Source organism: Glutamicibacter sp. (assembly GCF_035257265.1).
GTDB lineage: Bacteria > Actinomycetota > Actinomycetes > Actinomycetales > Micrococcaceae > Glutamicibacter.
The window spans coordinates 56385-74567 of record NZ_DATEXC010000067.1 but is presented as its reverse complement, the minus strand read 5'-3'; the positions used below and the strand labels follow the sequence as shown (position 1 = coordinate 74567).

Annotated in this window: 17 protein-coding genes; 9 read left to right on the top strand and 8 right to left on the bottom strand. The window is 59.4% G+C overall.

All coding sequences use genetic code 11. The features are described from left to right. Nucleotides 1–236 precede the first annotated feature (236 nt). A complete protein-coding gene (locus tag VJ369_RS17710) occupies nt 237–1055 on the top strand; it encodes a PspA/IM30 family protein (RefSeq protein WP_324093316.1) in 819 nt (272 codons plus the stop codon). An 83-nt stretch (nt 1056–1138) separates the two neighbouring features. Here VJ369_RS17710 and VJ369_RS17705 read toward each other — a convergent pair whose 3' ends face one another. The 3 genes from VJ369_RS17705 to VJ369_RS17695 are packed head-to-tail and all read right to left on the bottom strand — an operon-like array spanning nt 1139 to nt 3950. Then, complete coding sequence (locus VJ369_RS17705) at nt 1139–2002, bottom strand: hypothetical protein (protein WP_324093315.1); 864 nt, start codon at nt 2000–2002, stop codon at nt 1139–1141. Beyond that, the gene (locus VJ369_RS17700) at nt 1999–2688 is read right to left on the bottom strand and encodes a response regulator transcription factor (protein ID WP_324093314.1); all 690 of its coding nucleotides are present in this window, start codon (nt 2686–2688) and stop codon (nt 1999–2001) included. The genes VJ369_RS17705 and VJ369_RS17700 overlap by 4 nt, the downstream gene beginning before the upstream one ends. Further along, nucleotides 2676–3950: a sensor histidine kinase gene (locus VJ369_RS17695; protein WP_324093313.1), complete on the bottom strand. Its 1275-nt coding sequence runs from the start codon at nt 3948–3950 to the stop codon at nt 2676–2678. The genes VJ369_RS17700 and VJ369_RS17695 overlap by 13 nt, the downstream gene beginning before the upstream one ends. 122 nt (nt 3951–4072) lie before the next feature. Between VJ369_RS17695 and VJ369_RS17690 the strand changes: the two genes are divergently transcribed. Continuing rightward, a complete protein-coding gene (locus tag VJ369_RS17690) occupies nt 4073–4681 on the top strand; it encodes a GNAT family N-acetyltransferase (protein ID WP_324093312.1) in 609 nt (202 codons plus the stop codon). Between the two features lie 6 nt (nt 4682–4687). Here the strand turns inward: VJ369_RS17690 and VJ369_RS17685 are convergent, their stop codons facing one another. After that, nucleotides 4688–5458: a FadR/GntR family transcriptional regulator gene (locus VJ369_RS17685; protein ID WP_324093311.1), complete on the bottom strand. Its 771-nt coding sequence runs from the start codon at nt 5456–5458 to the stop codon at nt 4688–4690. A 179-nt stretch (nt 5459–5637) separates the two neighbouring features. On the opposite strand from VJ369_RS17685, the gene VJ369_RS17680 reads away from it, so the two are divergent. Genes VJ369_RS17680 through VJ369_RS17660 form a run of 5 tightly spaced genes read left to right on the top strand, consistent with a single transcriptional unit; the run spans nt 5638 to nt 12197 of the window. Then, nucleotides 5638–7158 carry an ABC transporter substrate-binding protein gene (locus VJ369_RS17680; protein ID WP_324093310.1) on the top strand — a complete coding sequence of 507 codons (1521 nt, stop codon included), beginning with the start codon at nt 5638–5640 and terminating at the stop codon, nt 7156–7158. A 31-nt stretch (nt 7159–7189) separates the two neighbouring features. Then, on the top strand, nt 7190–8137 hold the full coding sequence (locus VJ369_RS17675) for an ABC transporter permease (RefSeq protein ID WP_324093309.1): 948 nt from the start codon (nt 7190–7192) through the stop codon (nt 8135–8137). Beyond that, a complete protein-coding gene (locus VJ369_RS17670; RefSeq protein WP_324093308.1) occupies nt 8137–8988 on the top strand; it encodes an ABC transporter permease in 852 nt (283 codons plus the stop codon). The genes VJ369_RS17675 and VJ369_RS17670 overlap by 1 nt, the downstream gene beginning before the upstream one ends. Before the next feature lie 2 nt (nt 8989–8990). Then, nucleotides 8991–10751, top strand: coding sequence for an ABC transporter ATP-binding protein (locus VJ369_RS17665; RefSeq protein ID WP_324093307.1), 1761 nt, complete (start codon nt 8991–8993; stop codon nt 10749–10751). A 30-nt stretch (nt 10752–10781) separates the two neighbouring features. Then, nucleotides 10782–12197, top strand: a complete 1416-nt coding sequence (locus tag VJ369_RS17660) for an amidase (protein ID WP_324093306.1) — start codon at nt 10782–10784, stop codon at nt 12195–12197. On the opposite strand, the gene VJ369_RS17655 is transcribed toward VJ369_RS17660, so the two are convergent. From VJ369_RS17655 to VJ369_RS17645, 3 genes are read right to left on the bottom strand one after another with little or no spacing between them, the layout of a single operon-like run. Continuing rightward, nucleotides 12194–12964 carry a FadR/GntR family transcriptional regulator gene (locus tag VJ369_RS17655; protein WP_324093305.1) on the bottom strand — a complete coding sequence of 257 codons (771 nt, stop codon included), beginning with the start codon at nt 12962–12964 and terminating at the stop codon, nt 12194–12196. The two genes, VJ369_RS17660 and VJ369_RS17655, sit on opposite strands and share 4 nt — an antisense overlap. Nucleotides 12965–12973: 9 nt before the next feature. Then, the gene (locus tag VJ369_RS17650; protein WP_324093304.1) at nt 12974–13744 is read right to left on the bottom strand and encodes an SDR family oxidoreductase; all 771 of its coding nucleotides are present in this window, start codon (nt 13742–13744) and stop codon (nt 12974–12976) included. 30 nt (nt 13745–13774) lie between these two features. Continuing rightward, entirely contained in the window at nt 13775–15226 is a 1452-nt protein-coding gene (locus tag VJ369_RS17645) for an aldehyde dehydrogenase family protein (protein ID WP_324093303.1), read from the bottom strand. A 294-nt stretch (nt 15227–15520) separates the two neighbouring features. On the opposite strand from VJ369_RS17645, the gene VJ369_RS17640 reads away from it, so the two are divergent. Together VJ369_RS17640 and VJ369_RS17635 are read left to right on the top strand one after the other, a co-directional pair. Beyond that, nucleotides 15521–16645, top strand: a complete 1125-nt coding sequence (locus VJ369_RS17640) for a 3-isopropylmalate dehydrogenase (protein ID WP_324093302.1) — start codon at nt 15521–15523, stop codon at nt 16643–16645. Nucleotides 16646–16730: 85 nt separating this feature from the next. Continuing rightward, nucleotides 16731–17567 carry an SGNH/GDSL hydrolase family protein gene (locus VJ369_RS17635; protein WP_324093301.1) on the top strand — a complete coding sequence of 279 codons (837 nt, stop codon included), beginning with the start codon at nt 16731–16733 and terminating at the stop codon, nt 17565–17567. 29 nt (nt 17568–17596) lie between these two features. Here VJ369_RS17635 and VJ369_RS17630 read toward each other — a convergent pair whose 3' ends face one another. After that, the gene (locus VJ369_RS17630) at nt 17597–18019 is read right to left on the bottom strand and encodes a VOC family protein (RefSeq protein WP_324093300.1); all 423 of its coding nucleotides are present in this window, start codon (nt 18017–18019) and stop codon (nt 17597–17599) included. Nucleotides 18020–18183: the final 164 nt, after the last annotated feature.

Here is an 18183-nt window from a genome sequence, read left to right as displayed (position 1 = left end):
AGGAAAATACTTGGTGATAGTAGCGTGCGTTGAACGAAGAGTGCATTGCCAATGCGCTGAGCGCGAAGAATAAGAACTGCAACGACCCAACAAGACCAGATTCACGTTAGGTTCTGACAAAACGTACTTTCTACGTAGATTTGTCGGTGAAATATCTGGGCTGATCCAGGGATCGAGTTTAACGCTCAGTACTGCGTCGCATAGAGTTAAAGTTGCGGTTAACGAAGGGACGCACCATGGCCAAGAAACGCTCAATTTGGGCCCGTATTTTCGGGATCGGCAAAGCCAACGCCAACGCGGCACTGGACGCGCTCGAAGATCCACAGAAGATGCTGGACCAGCAGGTTCGCGATTACACCAACAACATTGCCCAGGCTGAGTCTGCGGTTGCACAGACCATCGGTAACCTGCGTATGGCAGAAGACGACCAAGCTAAGGCTATGGACGAAGTGAAGTCCTGGGGCGCTAAAGCCCTTGCCGCTTCGAACAAAGCCGAAGAATTCTCGGCTGCTGGCGATGCCAGCAATGCGCAGAAGTTCAACCAGCTGGCGACCGTGGCAATCCAGCGTCAGATGGCGGCGGAGACAAAGGTCAAGAACCTGGCTCCGAGCATAAGCTCGCAGCGTGAAGTTGTCGCAAAGCTTAAAGATGGTCTGAACACCATGGGTAAGAAGCGCATTGAATTGGTAGGCAAGCGTGATGAGCTTGTTGCCCGTGCGCGTAATGCCAAGACCCAGGGCCAGATGATGGAAACGCTCAAAGCCTTGGATATGAATGATCCAACCAGCGAGATCAGTCGTTTCGAAGACAAGATCCGTCAGGATGAGGCCAAGGTCCGTGGTGCCTCCGAGCTTGCCGCTTCCTCACTGGACTCGCAGTTCGCCGCCTTGGAGGATCTGGGTGAAGAAACTGAGATTGAAGCGCGACTGGCAGCGATGAAGGGCGAGCAGAACGTTCTGGATGAAGCCCCCAGCGCGCCGGCAATTGAAGCCGAAGCGCCAGCGGTCTCTGAAATCGAAGCCCGCTTGGCTGCGATGAAGAAGAACCAAGCTTAGGCAGCACAATAAAAACCGGCCTCGGTGAGAAGCGATTTCTGCTTCTCACCGAGGCCGGCTTTGTTTTCGTTCAAGGTGTTGAGCTACTTCTTTTCGTTCGTTGGCTCCGCACCAGCACGAAGGACCACATTGCCGGCCGAGACCTCGACCTGAACCTTGTGCTCGGATTTCTGGCTGACGCTCAGGCCGTTTTCAACGGCACCGGCGGAGACATCCTGGATCACGTTGTAGCTGGTATCCGGCAAGGTCAGCTGCAGCATGCCAGCGCTGACCTGTGCCTGAATATCCTTGGGCGCTGTACCCGTAAAGGCGCCATCGACTCGGCCGGCCGAAATATCGAAGGTCGCGATTTGTACGTTGGCCATGTCGATGTCGGTTTTGCCGGCCCCTAGCTCGACGAATAGTCCCTTGGCCGAGCCGGAAACATCCAGCGTGCCCCCGCTCATCTCCATGAGCAGATCGTTGAAGTTGCCGTCTGCGGAGAATTCACCGGCCGCCATCTGCAGCTCTGCATCGAGGTTGCCGTCATTGAGTGAGCTTGGCAGAGTCAGCGTGACGTCGTTTTCTTCCCAATCGCAACCAACGAAGCACCAGTCACCCCAATCATTTGGAGAGCGGACCAGCAACGTGCCAGCTTCGCGGCGAAGCGTCCATTCGCCGCTGCGGGCGCTGTCCACTTCCAAGGTTGCCTCGGGAATATCGGCGAAGAGAAGGTTAAATCGTCCGGCATCCACCTGCACATCCAAGGCCGTGACACCTTGGGCATTGGCGGTCTGTTCGCTGCTGCTGATGCCCAGGCTGTTCGAAGCCCGCCACGCGGAAGTTGCGATGACACCAAGGATGATTAGAGCGCCGAGGATTGCCAGCACAAGGGTCATGGAACTCTTCGAACCTGCAGGTGGTGGGTTTTGCGGTGAAACCGGTGCATTGATGGTGGGGGAGCTCATGGCTTTGTCCTGTCCGTGCTAGTGGTGCCCAGGGTTTGAATGTGGGCTAGGGCGGCGAGCACACGCCGGTTTCCTGTCCCGTCTGCCTCTAATCCAAGTTTCTGGAAGATGGAGGTGATGTATTTTTCAACGCTTGCCTCGGAAAGGAAAAGCAATCCAGCAATAGCCTGATTGGATTTACCCTCGGCCAGTGCAGTGAGCACACTGCGTTCCCGGTCAGTGAGGCGCTGCATCCGATCATCGTGATTTTTTCTGGTCAACAGCTGTGCCACCACCTCTTGATCTAGTACCGTTCCGCCGCCGGCGATCTGTTCCAACGACGCAATGAAGTCGGTGACATCAGCGACGCGGTCCTTGAGCAAATATCCAAGGCTTCCGGATTGCATCGAGATCAGCTCCGAAGCGTAGCGTTCCTCCACATATTGGGAGAGCACCAGCAATGGCAGCTGCGGATAGTTTTTACGTACTTGCAGCGCTGCCCGGATTCCCTCGTCGGTGTAGGTCGGCGGAAGCCGTACATCGAGGATTGCGATCTGCGGGAAGGTCTCTTCATCGGCCTGGGCCAAGAAGTCCATCAGCCCGCTGGTATCGGGTAAATCCGCGACCACCGGATGCCCGGAATGAGCCAGCAACCTGACCAATCCTTCGCGCAGCAAGACCGAGTCTTCACAGATTAGGACGCGCATGGGACGTTCACCTCCACCGCGGTGGGACCGCCTTGCGGGCTATCCAAGCGCAGCGTGCCACCGGCAGCCAGCACCCTGTTGGTGATTCCATCCAGCCCGCCGCCGGGCAGAACCTGTGCGCCACCCACGCCATTGTCTTCAATACGTGCCCACAGCCAGCGTTTGCCGGCATCCTCGCGTTCGCGCACGGTCACTCGACAATTTGCCGCACGTGAATGCTTGGTTGCGTTAGTCAACGCTTCCGCGATGGTGAAGTACACCGCCGATTCGGTGTCCCGTGGGTAGCGCCCGGTCAATTGCACATCAAGCTGAACCGGGATGTGGCTGCGGCCTGCCACTGCGGACAGTGCCGCATCCAGTCCGCGGTCATCGAGGACCGAGGCATAGATGCCGCGGGTGAGCTGGCGTAATTCCGTAATCGCCGACTTCGTCGAGGCATGGGCCTCGGCGATCAGTTCCTTGGCCTGCGCAGGATCCGTGTCGATTTGCTGATGTGCCAGACCCAAAGTCATGCCCACCGAAACCAGTCGAGGCTGTACCCCGTCGTGCAAGTCGCGTTCGATCCGGGTGCGTTCCACCTCGGCGGCACGCACCGCACCTTCACGCTGCACCGAACTGGTCCGGACGCGTTCGGTCATTTCGGATTCGCGGGCAATAGCGCCGATGATGGCGCAGGTGACGGCACGGTGCAGGAAAGCCAAGCCAATAATTGCAGCAACTCCAGCGATGGAGAAGAGGAACAGCCATGGTGCCTGCGCCGCCGGAACGAAGAGGTCAAAGGGACCGACCACCGTTTCGGTCTCGCTCAGCGGAGCGAAACCGACGATAGCGGTATGCACCGTCCACTGCAGAGCGCCGAGCATCAGCGAACCGAAGATGCAGGAGAGCACAAAACTGCCCAAGGCCGCCCACATGCGTCCGCTGGCCAGATTCCGCGCCAGCGACCGCAGGTATTCGCCGAATCCTTCGCGGCGCCGTGGACGCCATGAAAGGGCAGCAACGTTCAAATCGTAGAGGTTTGAAACACGCTGGATCTCAAACCAGGAGAGCCCAAACATTGCGTAGAGCAAACCGATGAGCAAAAGCAGGCCGAAACCCAAGAGGAAAATCAGGGCGGCGCCGGCAGCGAGCCAGCCGAGAAGGAACCAGCTAATCGCGGTGCCGATGGTACCCAGGACCGCTAATTGAAGAATCGTCGGGACGATCCGCAACGGAGGCCGGACGGAATTTTTGTCCGGAGCAAGCTTTGGTGTTGAAGTCATATCTCAACAGTATTCTGAGCCGACTTTTGGCAACACCAAGTGAGCCGGAGAAGAAAGGTAGGGAAAACCCGAATGCTTCGTCGTGACTATCGCAAAAGATGAGTGAAGCGGATGATAGTGCCATGGAACCTCAAACGCCGACTGCCCCGGAAGACACGGTGCACTGGGAAGTGCTACCGGTGACCGAGCAACGATTCGAACACTTCGCAACGGTAGTGAATCCCACGGGACGCGAAAAGCACTGTTGGTGTTTATCTCACCGTTTAGGCGCCAAGGACATCGAGAAGTTAGGTGCAGGAAACCGCGTCGACGCGATGCGTTCTTTAAGTGCCGAACCCATCGCACCTGGTGTTGTGGCCTATAAAGACGGTGTGCCGGTCGGCTGGTGCAGCATTAGCCCACGCGCGCAGATTCCGTTGCTGGAGCGTTCAAAGCTCATTCGAGCGGTGGATGACGTACCGGTGTGGAGCATTATCTGTGTGGTGGTGCGAAGCGGTTTCCGCCGGCAAGGAGTCACCACCCAAATGCTCGAAGGAGCGTTGGATTATGCCAAAGCGCTAGGAGCGCCGGCGGTCGAAGCCTACCCGGTGGACCCCGAAGGGCGCATGGATTTGACCATGGCTTTTGTGGGCACGCGCAAGATGTTTGAGGCCGTGAGCTTCGAGGTCATCGGTGTTACCGATGCGGTGGCCAGCCGAATGCCGCGTCTGGTGATGCGCAAAGAACTGTAGGATAGGCTACTCGGCGATCTGCGGATTCTCGATCAATGCTTTAACCCCGCGCGCTCCTTCTTTGTCGAGAGCCGAGGAGAAGTACGAGAAGATCGCCGTTTTCGCGGCCTTACCGGCGGCCACCGAATCCGATATGGCAATCGCTTCAAAGATCGCGCGGTCCAACGCCACGACCTTCTCCATTTCGCGTGATTCATTATCTGCATGGCTCATTTGCTCGTCCATCACGTTCAAGATGGCTCCGGATACCGCTTCACCACAGATCCGCAGAATCCCGTTGTGGCTCGCCTCCCACACCGCCGCGTGGAAATCCAGGTCTGCCCGGTTGAACGACTGTGAACCGCTGGAAGCTTCATCCTCCATCCGTTCGATAGCATCACGCATAGCAGCTAACTGCTCTTCGTTGTGCATCACCGCAGCTAATTGGCAGGCGGAGCTTTCCAAGACGATCCGAAACTGTACGAGTTCGGACAGGGACAGGGAGGCGACTCGGGCCATATTGGCGAAGGAACGCTCCAGAATATCCGAGGATATCGGCAGAACCACGGGTCCGCTGCGGCTTCCGGGCCGGGAGGCAATCAGCCCTTGGCTTTGCAGTACACGCAGTGCCTCGCGCACGGTGGGACGGCTGACGGAAAATTGCACCATCAATTCCCGCTCACTGGGCAGATGCTGGCCGGGCTCGATTTCTTTGGAAAGGATCGCCTCTTCAATCTGTTGCACCACGCGCTCATAGGTCAGAGTCGGCACGGCCGGGGTGAAGGTCAGCTTGCTCATGGGGCCATCCTTTGAACGAGGTGTGCGTTGTGGTCAAAGATAGCGCAGTTCGCGCACCCCCGCCGTGGGCACTAATATTACGATCACTGGTAAGACCAGAGAACCTAGTAGAAATATCAGCATATATGGTGTTGTATGGATCACATCACTCACATGGTTGATGACCCGATGGAGATCTCATGAGCGCGAAAAAAAATTACGTCCGCCTTGCCGCGGTAGCTGTGGCTGGTTCGCTGGCCCTCACCGCATGTTCGGCTGGTTCCGGAGGCGGAAGCACCGAAGGCGCGGAAGCAAAAACCGGAGTGACCCTCGCGCTCACCGGAGAACCCGTCAATCTCGACTTCACCACCACCGCCGGTGCCGCCATTCCGCAGGCGCTGATGTCCAACGTCTACGAAGGCCTGGTAGAGATTGACCAAGAAGGCCAGATCCAGCCACTGCTGGCCGAATCCTGGGAACTGAGCAACGCCAACAAGACCTACACCTTCAAGCTCCGCGATGGAGCAACCTTCTCCAACGGCGAAGCCTTCACCGCCGAAGACGTGAAGTTCAGTATCGAGCGGGCAAAATCCGATGCCTGGGTTTCCAGCCTGAAAAAGAAGATGGACATCGTCGAGTCCGTCAAGGTCAATTCCGATACCGAAGTGGCCATCACGCTGAAGAAGCCAAGCAACGCCTGGCTCTTCGACATGGGGACCTTGGTTGGAGCCATGTTTGATCCCAGCGGTGTGGAAGACCTCGCTAATAAGGCCATCGGCACCGGCCCGTACGCCATTGACGCGTGGAACCGCGGCCAATCCATAGACTTTGTCACCCGCGAGGACTACTGGGGCGAGAAACCCGCGGTTGACACCGCGACGCTGCGCTACTTCGCCGACGCGGTGGCCACTACCAACGCCCTGCAGTCCGGGGACGTAGACGTTGTGTACAACATGCAGTCTCCCGAGTTGCTTTCCAGTTTCGAATCGGATCCCAAGTACCAGGTGCTTGATGGGACCTCCAACGGTGAAATCATCTTGTCGATGAACAACAAGAAGGCACCGTTTGATGACAAACGAGTACGTCAGGCAGTGATGTACGCGATTGACCGGCAAGCGGTCATTGATACGGCATGGAACGGCTACGGCACAAAGGTCGGCGGACCGGTGCCGACCACGGACCCGTACTATGAGGACCTCAACGACGTGTACCCCTATGATCCTGCCAAGGCAAAATCCTTGCTGAAGGATGCCGGCGTGGAAAACCTGAACATCACCTTCACCGTTCCCACCCGGCCGTACGCCACAGCAGTCTCGGAAATCGTAGTTTCGCAGCTCGCAGAGGTTGGAATCAACGCAAAGATTGAATCCGCCGAATTCCCAGCCGTGTGGCTTGATGAGGTCTTCACCAAAAAGGACTACCAAATGTCGGTGGTGCTCGCCGTGGAAAGCCGCGACGTACTGGCCATGTTCAACAACCCGGATTACTACCTGGGTTATGACAATTCAAAGATCAAGGACCTCGCCGCACAGGCTGACGCCGCAGACGAGACGGGCTACGTCTCGGGGATGAAGAAGGTGGTCCGCACGATCGTTGACGACGCGGCCGCCGATACGCTGTTCATCTTCCCGAACATTGTGGTCGCCGACTCGAACGTCACCGGCATCCCGGCTAACTCGGTCACCGAGGCATTGGATCTGACAAACCTTGGTTGGAAGTAGTCCCACTAGCTAGCTAAGAGGGAGAAACCTTTTGGGCATCCGATTACTGATTAACCTCGTGAGATTTGTTGTCACCTACGTGATTGCTACGGTGGCGGTGTTCTTGTTCATGCGCGCTATCCCGGGAGACCCTGCACAGATCGCGTTGGGCGTGAACGCCACCCCGGAGCTGCTGGCAAAAACACGGGCCGAATTCGGTACCGACCGCCCATTAGTTGTGCAGTACTTCGATTGGGCGCTGGGACTTCCCTTCGGTGACTTCGGGACTTCCTACGTCACCAGGCAAGACATCAGCCCACTGATCATCGACAGGGTTCAAGTCAGCCTGATTCTGGTCATCTTGGCCATGATTGTCGCACTGGCTATCGCCATTCCTTTCGGTACCTATGCGGCGGTCAAGCATCGAAACCCCAGCGGGATTATCGTCAGTGGGATCAGCCAATTAGGTGTCGCCATCCCGAACTTCCTGGCCGGAATCTTGCTGGTAGTAGTTTTCGCCGTGGGTCTGGGCTGGCTCCCAGCCAATGGGTGGACCCCGCCGGGCAAAGATTTTGGCGACTTCGCCTCACGCGTTCTTCTTCCGGTGCTCGCCCTGGCCTCCGTGCAGGGGGCCATCCTCACCCGCTACGTCCGTTCGGCGGTGATGGAAGTAATGAGCGAGGACTACCTGCGCACCGCCAGATCCAAGGGCCTGGGCAAACTTGAATCACTGATCAAACACGGTCTGCGCAACGCCTCGATCCCCGTGCTGACCGTGACCAGCGTGCAGCTTGCGGCGCTGATCATCGGTGCGGTGGTCATTGAACGGGTCTTCGTAATCCCAGGGCTGGGATCCATGCTGCTCGACGCGGTGGGCAATCGCGACCTGCTCACCGTGCAGTCCGTGGTGATGGTACTGGTGGCAATCACGCTGATCATTAACCTGGTAGTGGATGTGCTGTACACCGTGCTGGATCCACGAATTCGAAAGGGTGCGTAATGGCCGAGGAACAGGTTCTAGCGGCAAGAACTCGCCGCAAGCTCTCACCTACGCTGATCATCGGCGCGATCTTGGTGGCCGCCGTAGTCCTGGCCGCGCTGGTCTCCTTCATCTGGACTCCGTATAACCCGGTGCAAGCGGTCCCCGCGGACCGGCTGCAGGGTTCAAGCGCCGCGCACCTGATGGGCACCGACCGGTACGGCCGCGATGTTTTCTCCGGGATACTCTACGGCGCACGCATTACCTTGCTGGTGGGGCTGGTGGCAGTGGGTATTGCCCTGCTTATTGGCACCCCCTTAGGAATTCTTGCCGGAATGCGCCGTGGGATCACCGAAGAAGTGACCATGCGCGGCGCCGACATCCTGCTAGCTTTCCCCGCCCTGCTGGTGGCCATCATGTTTGGCGCAGTCTTCGGGGCAAGTACGCTGACCGCGATGCTCGCTATCGGTATTGGTTCCATCCCCGGTTTCGCCCGCGTGGCACGCAGCGGAACCTTGCAGGTGATGAGCACCGAGTACATTATGGCGGCCAGAGCCTCCAGTCAGAGCTCCTGGCGTATCGCCCGGCGTCACGTGATGCCAAATATTATCGGCATGGTGGTGGTCCAATGTTCGGTGTCGTTCGCCATTGCGGTACTGGCCGAAGCGGCACTGTCATTCCTCGGACTAGGCACCCCGCCACCGGTGCCTTCCTGGGGGCGCATGCTTCAAGAATCCCAGCAGTTCCTTGGCACCTACCCGATGCTTGCCGTATGGCCGGGCTCTGCCATCGCGGTCGCGGTGCTTGGCTTCACACTGCTGGGCGATGGACTGCGCGACCGCTTTGACCCGAAACTGAACGGAGAACGCTGAGCATGGATACTTCGCACAACGCGGCGGGTCTGATTGAGGTCAAAAACCTGAGCATCACCACCAAAACGCGCACCCTGGTCAGCAACTTTAACCTGCGCATGCATCCCGGGGACCGAGTAGGGCTGATCGGAGAGTCCGGGTCGGGGAAGTCGATGACCGCCTCGGCGCTGATGGGCTTATTGCCTGAGGGCGTAAGCGCACAGGGATCCATTCACTTTGCCGGGCATGAGGGCAACCTTGTGGACGCTAGCGACAAACAATGGCAAAAAATCCGTGGAAAAGATATGACCATGGTCTTCCAGGAGCCGCTCACCGCGCTGAACCCGTTAATGAAGGTCGGACCGCAGGTCGCGGAAATCATGACCAGCCACAAGAGTGTACCGTCGAAGTCCGCCGCCCGGACCCGAGCCGTAGAAATGCTGGCATCGGTCAAACTTCCAGACCCGCAACGAGCTGCACGCGCCTACCCGCATCAGCTCTCCGGCGGGCAGCGTCAACGCGCGATGCTGGCTATGGCGCTGGCGAATAAACCGGGCCTGCTGCTTTGCGACGAGCCGACCACCGCGCTGGATGTCACCGTGCAACGACAAGTGCTGGACCTGATCTTAGAATCGGTGACCGAGCTGGGTACCGGGCTGCTCTTCATCACCCACGACTTGTCCGTCGTTGCCAACGTTTGCGACCGCGTACTGGTCATGAACAACGGTCAAGTAGTGGAAGAAGGCAGTACCGAAGAAGTCTTCACCAACCCGCAGCATCCCTACACCCGGGGACTTCTCGCAGCCTCGGATCTAAATGCCACCGATGAGCAGGGGCGGCTTTTCACCGTCGCCTCGGCCGCCGCCTATGTTCCGCCGACGACTAACGAGCTGGAGCCGCAAGCCGCGGCCCAACCCGTGCCTGTGCCCGAACAACTCACGGCGGGCGAACCCCGGTTCCCGTTGCCTTCCGAGGCCGAACCAGTCATCAGTGTGGAAGACCTGCATCGCAGCTACCCGGTAGCCCGCTCCACGCTTTTTGGAAAACCCTCCGAGGTTCACGCGTTGCGTGGAGTTTCTTTTGAGGTGGCCGCCGGGCAACGTTTTGGGGTGGTGGGTGAGTCCGGGTCGGGCAAATCCACGTTGCTACGCATTCTGGCAGGACTTGACCAGCCGACCTCGGGCAGTGTGAAAGTCGCCGGAAACCAAATTAGCGGTGCAAAAGAACGTGATCTGATCCAGCTGCGCCAGCAGCTGCAGATCGTTTTCCAAGACCCTATGGGTTCCCTTGATCCGCGCATGCGGGTCAGTGACATCATTGCCGAACCGCTGCTCGCGCCGGGACAAAAGATGGACAGTGCAAAACAGCGCAAACTGGTGGCGGAAATGCTGGGAGCCGTCGGTCTGCCGCAGGATGCAGCAGACCGCTTCCCCCACCAGTTCTCCGGCGGGCAACGCCAGCGCATCTCCATCGCACGCGCGTTGATCTGTGAACCGCGGGTATTGGTCGCCGACGAACCGGTCAGCGCGTTGGACGTGTCGGTCCGTGCTCAGGTGCTGAATCTGCTTTCGGATCTGGTCGATGACTATCAGCTGACCCTAGTTTTTGTCTCACATGATTTGGGTGTGGTGCGTCATCTGTGCGACAACGTGGTCGTGATGAACAACGGACAAATTGTGGAAAGCGGGAGTACCGGGCAAATCTACGACAATCCGCAGCATGACTACACCCGCACCTTGGTCAGCTCCTCGATGTCTTTGCGCAGCGAATTGTCCTTGCGCTGAAAATCATTGTCTACCGTGAAAGGTCCACCCATGTCTGAGCTTTCCGAACGCAGCACGGCCCTGCACCAACTGAGCGCCCGCGAGCTCAGTGCTGCGTACGCGGCCCAGGACCTTTCCCCGGTTGACGTTGCCGAAGCGGTCATTGAACGAATTCAAGAGCGCGAGCCGGTACTCAACGCGATGTATCGATTTGACCCGCAGGACATTTTGGAACAGGCGCGACTCAGCGAGAAACGCTGGGCCACCGGCACCGCGCGTGGGGCATTGGATGGGGTTCCAGCCACCGTGAAGGAAAATGTGGCCCGGGCGGGGATTCCGATGCCCTCGGGCACCGCCCTGCCCAACCCGAAGGTGCCCACATGCAACGCGCCGATCACCAACCGGATTCTCGAAGCCGGAGCCGTGATCCTTGGCTCCACCACGATGCCGGACTGGGGAATGCTGTCCTCCGGAGTTTCGAGCCTGCACGGAATTTCGCGTAACGCGTGGAACCCGGCATGGACCACCGGTGGTTCCAGCGCCGGTGCCGGTGCTGCCGCGGCGGCCGGGTACGGGCCGCTGCATGTGGGAACAGATATTGGCGGTTCCATTCGACTGCCTGGCGGCTGGCAGGGACTCGCCACGCTCAAACCGAGCGCCGGGCTCATCCCGTTGGATGTTCCCTACTTAGGCCGGGCTGCCGGACCCATGGGGCGCAGCGTGGATGACATCGCCTTGTTCATGACCATCCTCGCGCAACCCGATGTGCGCGATTACACCGCACGGCCCTACCCGACTCAAGATTGGCAGAGCACCATATCCTCAGTGTCCGGGCTGAACGTCGCGCTGCACACCGACGCGAACGCAGGCTCCACGGTGGAACCGGAAATACTGGCCGCGGTGCACAACGTTGCCGCACTCTTTGCCGATGCCGGGGCGAACGTAAAAACCCTAGACCCATTTATCACCCAGGAAATGCTCGACCGGCTCGATGGGTTCTGGCGCACCCGGTCCTGGGCGGACTACCGGGAACTATCTGCAGAAAACCAGGCCAAGGTCTTGGACTACATCGTGCGTTGGTGCACCATAGGATCCACCTTTGATAGCGCTGACACCATTAGGAACTTTGGCGCCATCGACCAGATGCAGCAGGCAACCATCGCAGCGACGGCAGAATTTGATCTGGTCATCTCCCCGGTCTCACCGATGTCAGCCTTCCCCGCAGAGCAGCCGATGCCGGTGGTGGACCCGCTAGCGACCATGAGCCACATTGCCTTCACCGTCCCCTACAACATGTCCGGCCAGCCGGCGGCCACGGTGAACTGCGGATTCACCAGTGATGGCAAACCGATCGGCGTGCAACTTTCCGGTCCGGTAGGTGCGGACGCCGCGGTACTGCGTGCCGCCCGCTGGTATGAAAACAACCGCCCGGCCAGCGCCAGCCCGTTGTGGAACACGCTGGACTAAGGGATGTCCGGTCTGCCAAAGGAAGCGAGCGCCGCCAGCGCCTCGCGTTGATCGGTGGATACCAGATGCCCGTAGTATTCAAAGAGGCTGCTGCGCGCCAAATGCTCGGCCAAATGGGCGTCCCGATCACGGATCGCAGTCAGCACTTCCTCATGGTGTTCGATGGTTCGCTGCATCAGCTCGTCGTCATCGCCGCTTTCCTCGATGCGCGCGGCGATCAGCTGCTCAATGGACTGGCGCACCGCCTCGGCGGACAGCTGCAACAGCGTATGCCCGCTGGCCTGCGCCACCACATCATGGAAATCCAGGTCGGCCTGGCTGAAGGCCGCGTGGCCTTGCAGCCTTGCCGCACGCATGCGCTCCAACGCCGCGTCCAGGTGCAGCAAATCCTGCGCGCTGCGCCGTGTGGCCGCTAGGGAATTCGCCGAAGACTCTAAGGTCATCCGGTAGATCAGCAGGTCTACCAGGCTGGACTCCGAGCTATGGGTCAGCCGGGCGATCAGCTTGCTCAGTGGCGCAGCGGTGGGGGAGAGCACCACCGCACCACGCGGGTCACCCGGACGTGAGGCGATCATGCCGTTGCTTTCAAGTACGCGCATGGCTTCGCGCACCGAGGAGCGGCCTACCCCGAATTGCGTCACCAGCTCGCGCTCGCCGGGCAGCCGATCACCGATTTTCAGCTCGCCGGTGAGCACCCGCGCCTCAACGTGGCTTACGATGGCTTCGAAGGCGCGCGGTTTCACCGGCGCCGGGGATGGTTGTGGCACGGTGCCACCTTATTCCGGTGGGTTGTAGCGGCCGTCGATGGCGGTCCACCCACCATCAACGGTCAACACCGAACCGGTGACAAAGCTCGAAGCCTGCGAGGCGAGGTACACGATGGCCCCGGCCATTTCCTCCGGTTTGGCCCAACGGCCCAACGCACTCTTGGTCGCATACGCGTTGTACCATTCTTTGTCTGCGCTGATTTGAGCGGTGAGCGGGGTTTCCACCACGCCCGGGGCAATCACATTCACGCGCACCCCCTGCGGGCCAAACTCGGCCGCCGCGGTGCGCGTCAATTGGACCAGTGCCGCCTTGGTCGCGGCATAAACGCTCTGTCCCGGCTCCACGACCGATGCTCGAATCGAGGCAATCCCGATGATGGAACCGCCGCCATTTTCTGCCAGACGCGGGGCAAAAGCCTGAATCAGCGCGAAGGAAGCCTTCAGATTCAGGTTCACCACCTGGTCAAATTCCTCCATCGTGTAATCCACGATCCGCTTGCGCACATTCATCGCCGCGGTGAATACCAGTGCCGCGATGTCCTTGAGCTCGCCGGCGGTGGCCTGCACTGCCTCAAAGTCCAGCACGTCCAATTCGATCACGCTCGAGTCGCCGGCCAGCAAATCAGCGGTGGCTTGGGCAGCGAAGACGTTGCGATCCGCCAGGATCACGTGGGCACCGTGCGCTGCCAGCGCCAGGGCGGCCTCGCGTCCGATCCCGCTGCCGGCGCCAATAACCAATACGCGGCGGCCGCCGAATCTAAAAAGTTGTGAGTAATCCATCGGTGCTTGCCTACTTTCAATACGCAGTTGCTAGGGCCTGATGATGGCCATACGGGTGACGGTGAATTCTTCCATGGCAAAACGTGGTCCCTCACGGCCGATCCCGGAATCCTTGACGCCGCCGTAAGGCATGATGTCGGAACGGAATCCGGGGATCTCGTTGACCACCACCCCGCCCACGTCGAGTTCTTCGATGGCTCGGAACGCGGTCTTCAAATTGGTACTGTAAATCGCAGCCTGCAACCCGTAACGTGAGTCGTTAACCAGTTCAAACGCGGTATCCAAGTCCGGGACGCGGTGCAGACAAATCACCGGTCCAAAGATCTCCTGGCACCACAGGTTCGCCTCGGTAGGCACCTGGCTGATCACCGTGGGCAGGATACTGGCCCCTTGCAGCGTGCCGCCGTGCAGAATCTGTGCACCGCAGTCCACCGCTTGATGAATCCAAGTCATAATGCGTTCGGTGGAGGCCGCATTAATCAGCGGTGCCACCCGGGTCTCCGGCGAACGCGGATCACCAACAATCACTTCGTCTAAACGCGCCAGCAGTTGCCGCTGGAATTCGTCGGCCACCTTGGCCTCCACGATGACGCGCTGCACCGAGATGCAGGCCTGCCCGTTGGCGTAGAACCCGCCGCGAATGACAGCGTCGACCGCGTCTTCGATCCGTGCATCGCCGGCCACGATGAAACCGGTATTTGAGCCGAGCTCCAGCACCGCCTTGCGCGGTGCGGCGTTCTTCGCAATCCGGTGCCCTACCGCCGCGGAACCGGTGAAGGAAACTACCGCCGCCCGCGGGTCGGCGACGAGGGTTTCTCCTACTTTGATCCCGCCGGTCACCAGCTGCACCGTCGCCGCACTGACTTCATGCTCGGTGAGTGCCTGTCGGATCAGGTGCACGGCCCACAAGGTCGTCAAGGGCGTGTTGGGTGCGGGTTTCAAGATAATCGGACAGCCAGCGGCGAGGGCCGGCGCCAATTTATGGCTAGCCAGAAGCAACGGATAATTAAACCCGGCGATGCCGACAATAATTCCTGCGGGTTTGCGCGTCCAATACCCGATCATGCCCTCACCTGAAGGCTGCAAATCCAGCGGAACCGTTTCACCGTGGCTGTGCGCCACCTCTTCGGCAGCCGCCGCCCAGGTGGTGAGCGTGCGGGCAACCTCCACGCGGCAGTCGACCAGCGGTTTGCCAGTTTCCAATACCAGCAGGTTTTCGAGTTCTTCGCGCACCGCGGTGAGTTTGCCGTGGACCGCCATGAGGATGGAACGGCGGGTGCCGGTACTGAGCCGGGCCGTGGGCTGGCGGACCTCTTGCGCCGCATCCAGCGCCTGAATCGCGTGCTGAACCGAACCTACCGGTGCGTGGCCGATTACCGAGGAATCATAAGGGAAAACGATCGGGTCACTGTGCTCGCAGGGCACCCAATGCTCGCCAATGGGCAAACCGTCCGGGTAACTCTTGACGTGAGCTGGCACCATTCCTGCTTTCGAGTCGACGTAAGCGAAAGTTCTACTGGTCTGACCAGTAGCTGTCCACAGCTAATCAGTGATCTGACGCACAGTCAATGGATTTCTCATAAAAGACTCGCCAAGTAGGCAAAACTCATGAATTCATTGACAAGTTCTGACCCAGCAGGAAAAGTATGGCTCACCTGCCGGCAGGGACTTAGCTTGTCGGTTCAGATGCCGAAGACATGCTGCGAGCAGCCAGCGTGGGGCAGCGGCTGGTCCCGGATACTTCGATGCACGACTAGTTCACAATGGAGAAGATCAATGGAAAGCGCCACAAAAACTTATAGCATCGCCATTATTCCCGGTGACGGGATTGGCCCCGAAGTCACCAGCGGTGCACTGACGGTACTGGCCGCTGCACAACGTACCTTCGGCTTTTCTTTGGAGTTCACCGACTACGACGCAGGCGCCCAACACTATCTGCGCACCGGTGAACTATTCAGCGCAGAGCTTGCACAGCAACTGCGCACCCACGACGCAATCCTTTTCGGCGCTATGGGAGATCCAGCCGTGGAACCTGGAATCTTAGAACGCGGCTTCATCCTCGCCATGCGGCAAGCCTTCGAACAAGCGGTCAACCTACGCCCGGTAAAACTCTATCCGGGGGTGGCCACACCCATCGCCGGACTCACCCCAGAACGCTGCGATCTGGTCATTGTGCGTGAAAATACCGAGGGCGCCTACGTGGGCCAGGGCTCCACCATCCACGCCAACACCGCCCACACGGTCGCCGTCCAAGAATCGGTGAATACCCGCCAGGGGATTACCCGAGTCGTGGAATACGCCTTCAAACTTGCCGCGGCCCGGCGCAAAAAACTTACCCTCTGCCACAAGAAAAACATCCTCATCGAAGCCGGCAAGCTCTGGCAAGAAGTGGTGGACCAGGTAGGGTCCCGGTACCCGGAGGTGCAGCGGGATTATGTGCACGTGGATGCGATGTGTTTCCATCTACCGGTATCTCCAGAACGATTCGACGTGGTGGTCACCGACAACCTCTTCGGAGACATCATCACCGACCTCGGAGCGGTGATCCAGGGCGGGTTGGGTGTTGCCGCCAGCGCCAACCTGAACCTGGACGGCAGTGCACCGAGCATGTTCGAAGCCATCCATGGTTCCGCTCCGGACATTGCCGGCAAGGGGTGGGCTAATCCGGTCGGTGCGATCCTTTCGGCCGCGATGCTGCTGGCACACCTCGGTGAAGACCAGGCAGCGTTGGCTATCGAAGCCGCCGCCGTCGAGGTGCTCCAAAAGCTCCCCGCGCTCGCCGGACCGGACATGTTGATGAGCACCAAGCAAATTGCGGACGCGGTGGCCGAACTGGTGACCGCAAATGTCCGGAAAATTGAAAGCCACTCGGTGATGGAGAATTTAGCTGCCGTGCGCTGAATCCTCGAAGCTGTCACCTGGCGGTGTCCCAGCGTTTGCCGGAACGCCATGCACCGGCCACCAGCATTGCGTAGCGTAACCATTCATGAGTCGGCTTTTTGTGGCAATCGGAGATTCCTTCACCGAGGGTGTGGGTGATTGGGAGCCACGGCTACCTAACGGGGTGCGCGGCTGGGCGGACCGAGTGGCTAAGCAGCTGTCGAAGGATGATCCGCAATGGCGTTACGCCAATCTGGGCATTCGCAGCCGACGGCTGGATCGGATTATCGAAGAACAGATCGAACCGGCGTTGGCGATGAAGCCGGATGTCATCAGCTTTTACGCCGGCGGCAACGATATTCTCGAATTCCGCAAAGACCTGGACAAGGTGCTCGCCGACTACCGCGCCGCGGTGGAGAAGCTCGCCGCTTCGGGGGCGCAAATCCTGCTGTTCACCGGTTTTGATATTCCCGTGCATCCGATGCTGGCACCCTTCAAACGGCGCAACTGGAAGTTTAATGACTGCGTGCGCGAACTTGCCGCGCAATATGGCGACACCGTGACGCTGGTGGACTACTGGCAGTGGGATGTTTACGCGGACCGGCGCATGTGGGATGTCGACAAGCTGCACATGAACCGTGCGGGGCACCGTTATATGGCCATCCGGATTCTGGAACTTCTAGGCGCAAACCACCAGCTGGTCTTTGAACCCTTCGCCGACGCCCGGCGCATCGGTTTCATTCAAGCCACCCGCCGGGATGTGGAGTGGCTGCGCCAATGGGTGCTTCCGATGTTTGGGCGCCGGCTGCGCGGGGTCACCCTGGGAGATGAGCTGGCGCCGCGGTGGCCGCAGCCTATTTATCCTGCTCAGGGCATGAAAAAACTGCATCGTAAACGAAATCGATCCACAATTGAAAACCTCACCCCGCCACCGGCACCATGATGCCAGCGGCGGGCCTGAGGAAAGCCGCGCTACGGAGTCGGATTTTCCATTGCTTCGGGGCTCATCCACGCGATTTCCCAGACGTGCCCGTCCGGGTCCTTCACGGCCGCCTGGTACATCCCGGGAAATGGTTCGTCCGCCGGACGGTAGACCCTGCCGCCGCCGGCGAGGGCGCGCGAGGCAAAATCATCGACCTCTTCGCGGGTCTCCGCGGACAGTGCGTTCAGGGCTTCGCGGTGCTTTGAACCCAGCGCAGGAACATCTCCATCCACCAGGAAACTGGCAAAGAACTCCTCACGGAGCACCATGATCAAGATGTTTTCGGCAACGACCCAAGAGGTTGCGTTCTCGTCCGAGAAGGTGGTGTTCTTCTCGTATCCCATGGCGGAGTAGAAGGCATCGGACTTGGCCAGATCGGCGGTAGGTAGGTTTACAAAGATCATCGTGCTCATGCTCATACCTCGGTAGCTGGTGGGCAGGGCGCGAACTACGCCCGAGACAAACTCTGCCCCAACACCGGCCCGTCGACAAGAGATTTTCACACCAAAATTTTCGCGGTTGAGCTGAACCAGGAAATGCGAATGCCCCAGCCCGCAAAACGCGGACTGGGGCACAC

Bases quoted from the DNA above. Each gene is read 5' to 3' on its own strand.
- VJ369_RS17660 (WP_324093306.1), top strand. From the start codon at position 10,782: ATGTCTGAGCTTTCCGAACGCAGCACGGCCCTGCACCAACTGAGCGCC.
- VJ369_RS17685 (WP_324093311.1), bottom strand. From the start codon at position 5,458: ATGAGCAAGCTGACCTTCACCCCGGCCGTGCCGACTCTGACCTATGAG.
- VJ369_RS17635 (WP_324093301.1), top strand. From the start codon at position 16,731: ATGAGTCGGCTTTTTGTGGCAATCGGAGATTCCTTCACCGAGGGTGTG.
- VJ369_RS17700 (WP_324093314.1), bottom strand. From the start codon at position 2,688: ATGCGCGTCCTAATCTGTGAAGACTCGGTCTTGCTGCGCGAAGGATTG.
- VJ369_RS17670 (WP_324093308.1), top strand. From the start codon at position 8,137: ATGGCCGAGGAACAGGTTCTAGCGGCAAGAACTCGCCGCAAGCTCTCA.
- VJ369_RS17630 (WP_324093300.1), bottom strand. From the start codon at position 18,019: ATGAGCACGATGATCTTTGTAAACCTACCTACCGCCGATCTGGCCAAG.
- VJ369_RS17710 (WP_324093316.1), top strand. From the start codon at position 237: ATGGCCAAGAAACGCTCAATTTGGGCCCGTATTTTCGGGATCGGCAAA.
- VJ369_RS17665 (WP_324093307.1), top strand. From the start codon at position 8,991: ATGGATACTTCGCACAACGCGGCGGGTCTGATTGAGGTCAAAAACCTG.
- VJ369_RS17705 (WP_324093315.1), bottom strand. From the start codon at position 2,002: ATGAGCTCCCCCACCATCAATGCACCGGTTTCACCGCAAAACCCACCA.
- VJ369_RS17640 (WP_324093302.1), top strand. From the start codon at position 15,521: ATGGAAAGCGCCACAAAAACTTATAGCATCGCCATTATTCCCGGTGAC.
- VJ369_RS17690 (WP_324093312.1), top strand. From the start codon at position 4,073: ATGGAACCTCAAACGCCGACTGCCCCGGAAGACACGGTGCACTGGGAA.
- VJ369_RS17650 (WP_324093304.1), bottom strand. From the start codon at position 13,744: ATGGATTACTCACAACTTTTTAGATTCGGCGGCCGCCGCGTATTGGTT.
- VJ369_RS17645 (WP_324093303.1), bottom strand. From the start codon at position 15,226: ATGGTGCCAGCTCACGTCAAGAGTTACCCGGACGGTTTGCCCATTGGC.
- VJ369_RS17680 (WP_324093310.1), top strand. From the start codon at position 5,638: ATGAGCGCGAAAAAAAATTACGTCCGCCTTGCCGCGGTAGCTGTGGCT.
- VJ369_RS17695 (WP_324093313.1), bottom strand. From the start codon at position 3,950: ATGACTTCAACACCAAAGCTTGCTCCGGACAAAAATTCCGTCCGGCCT.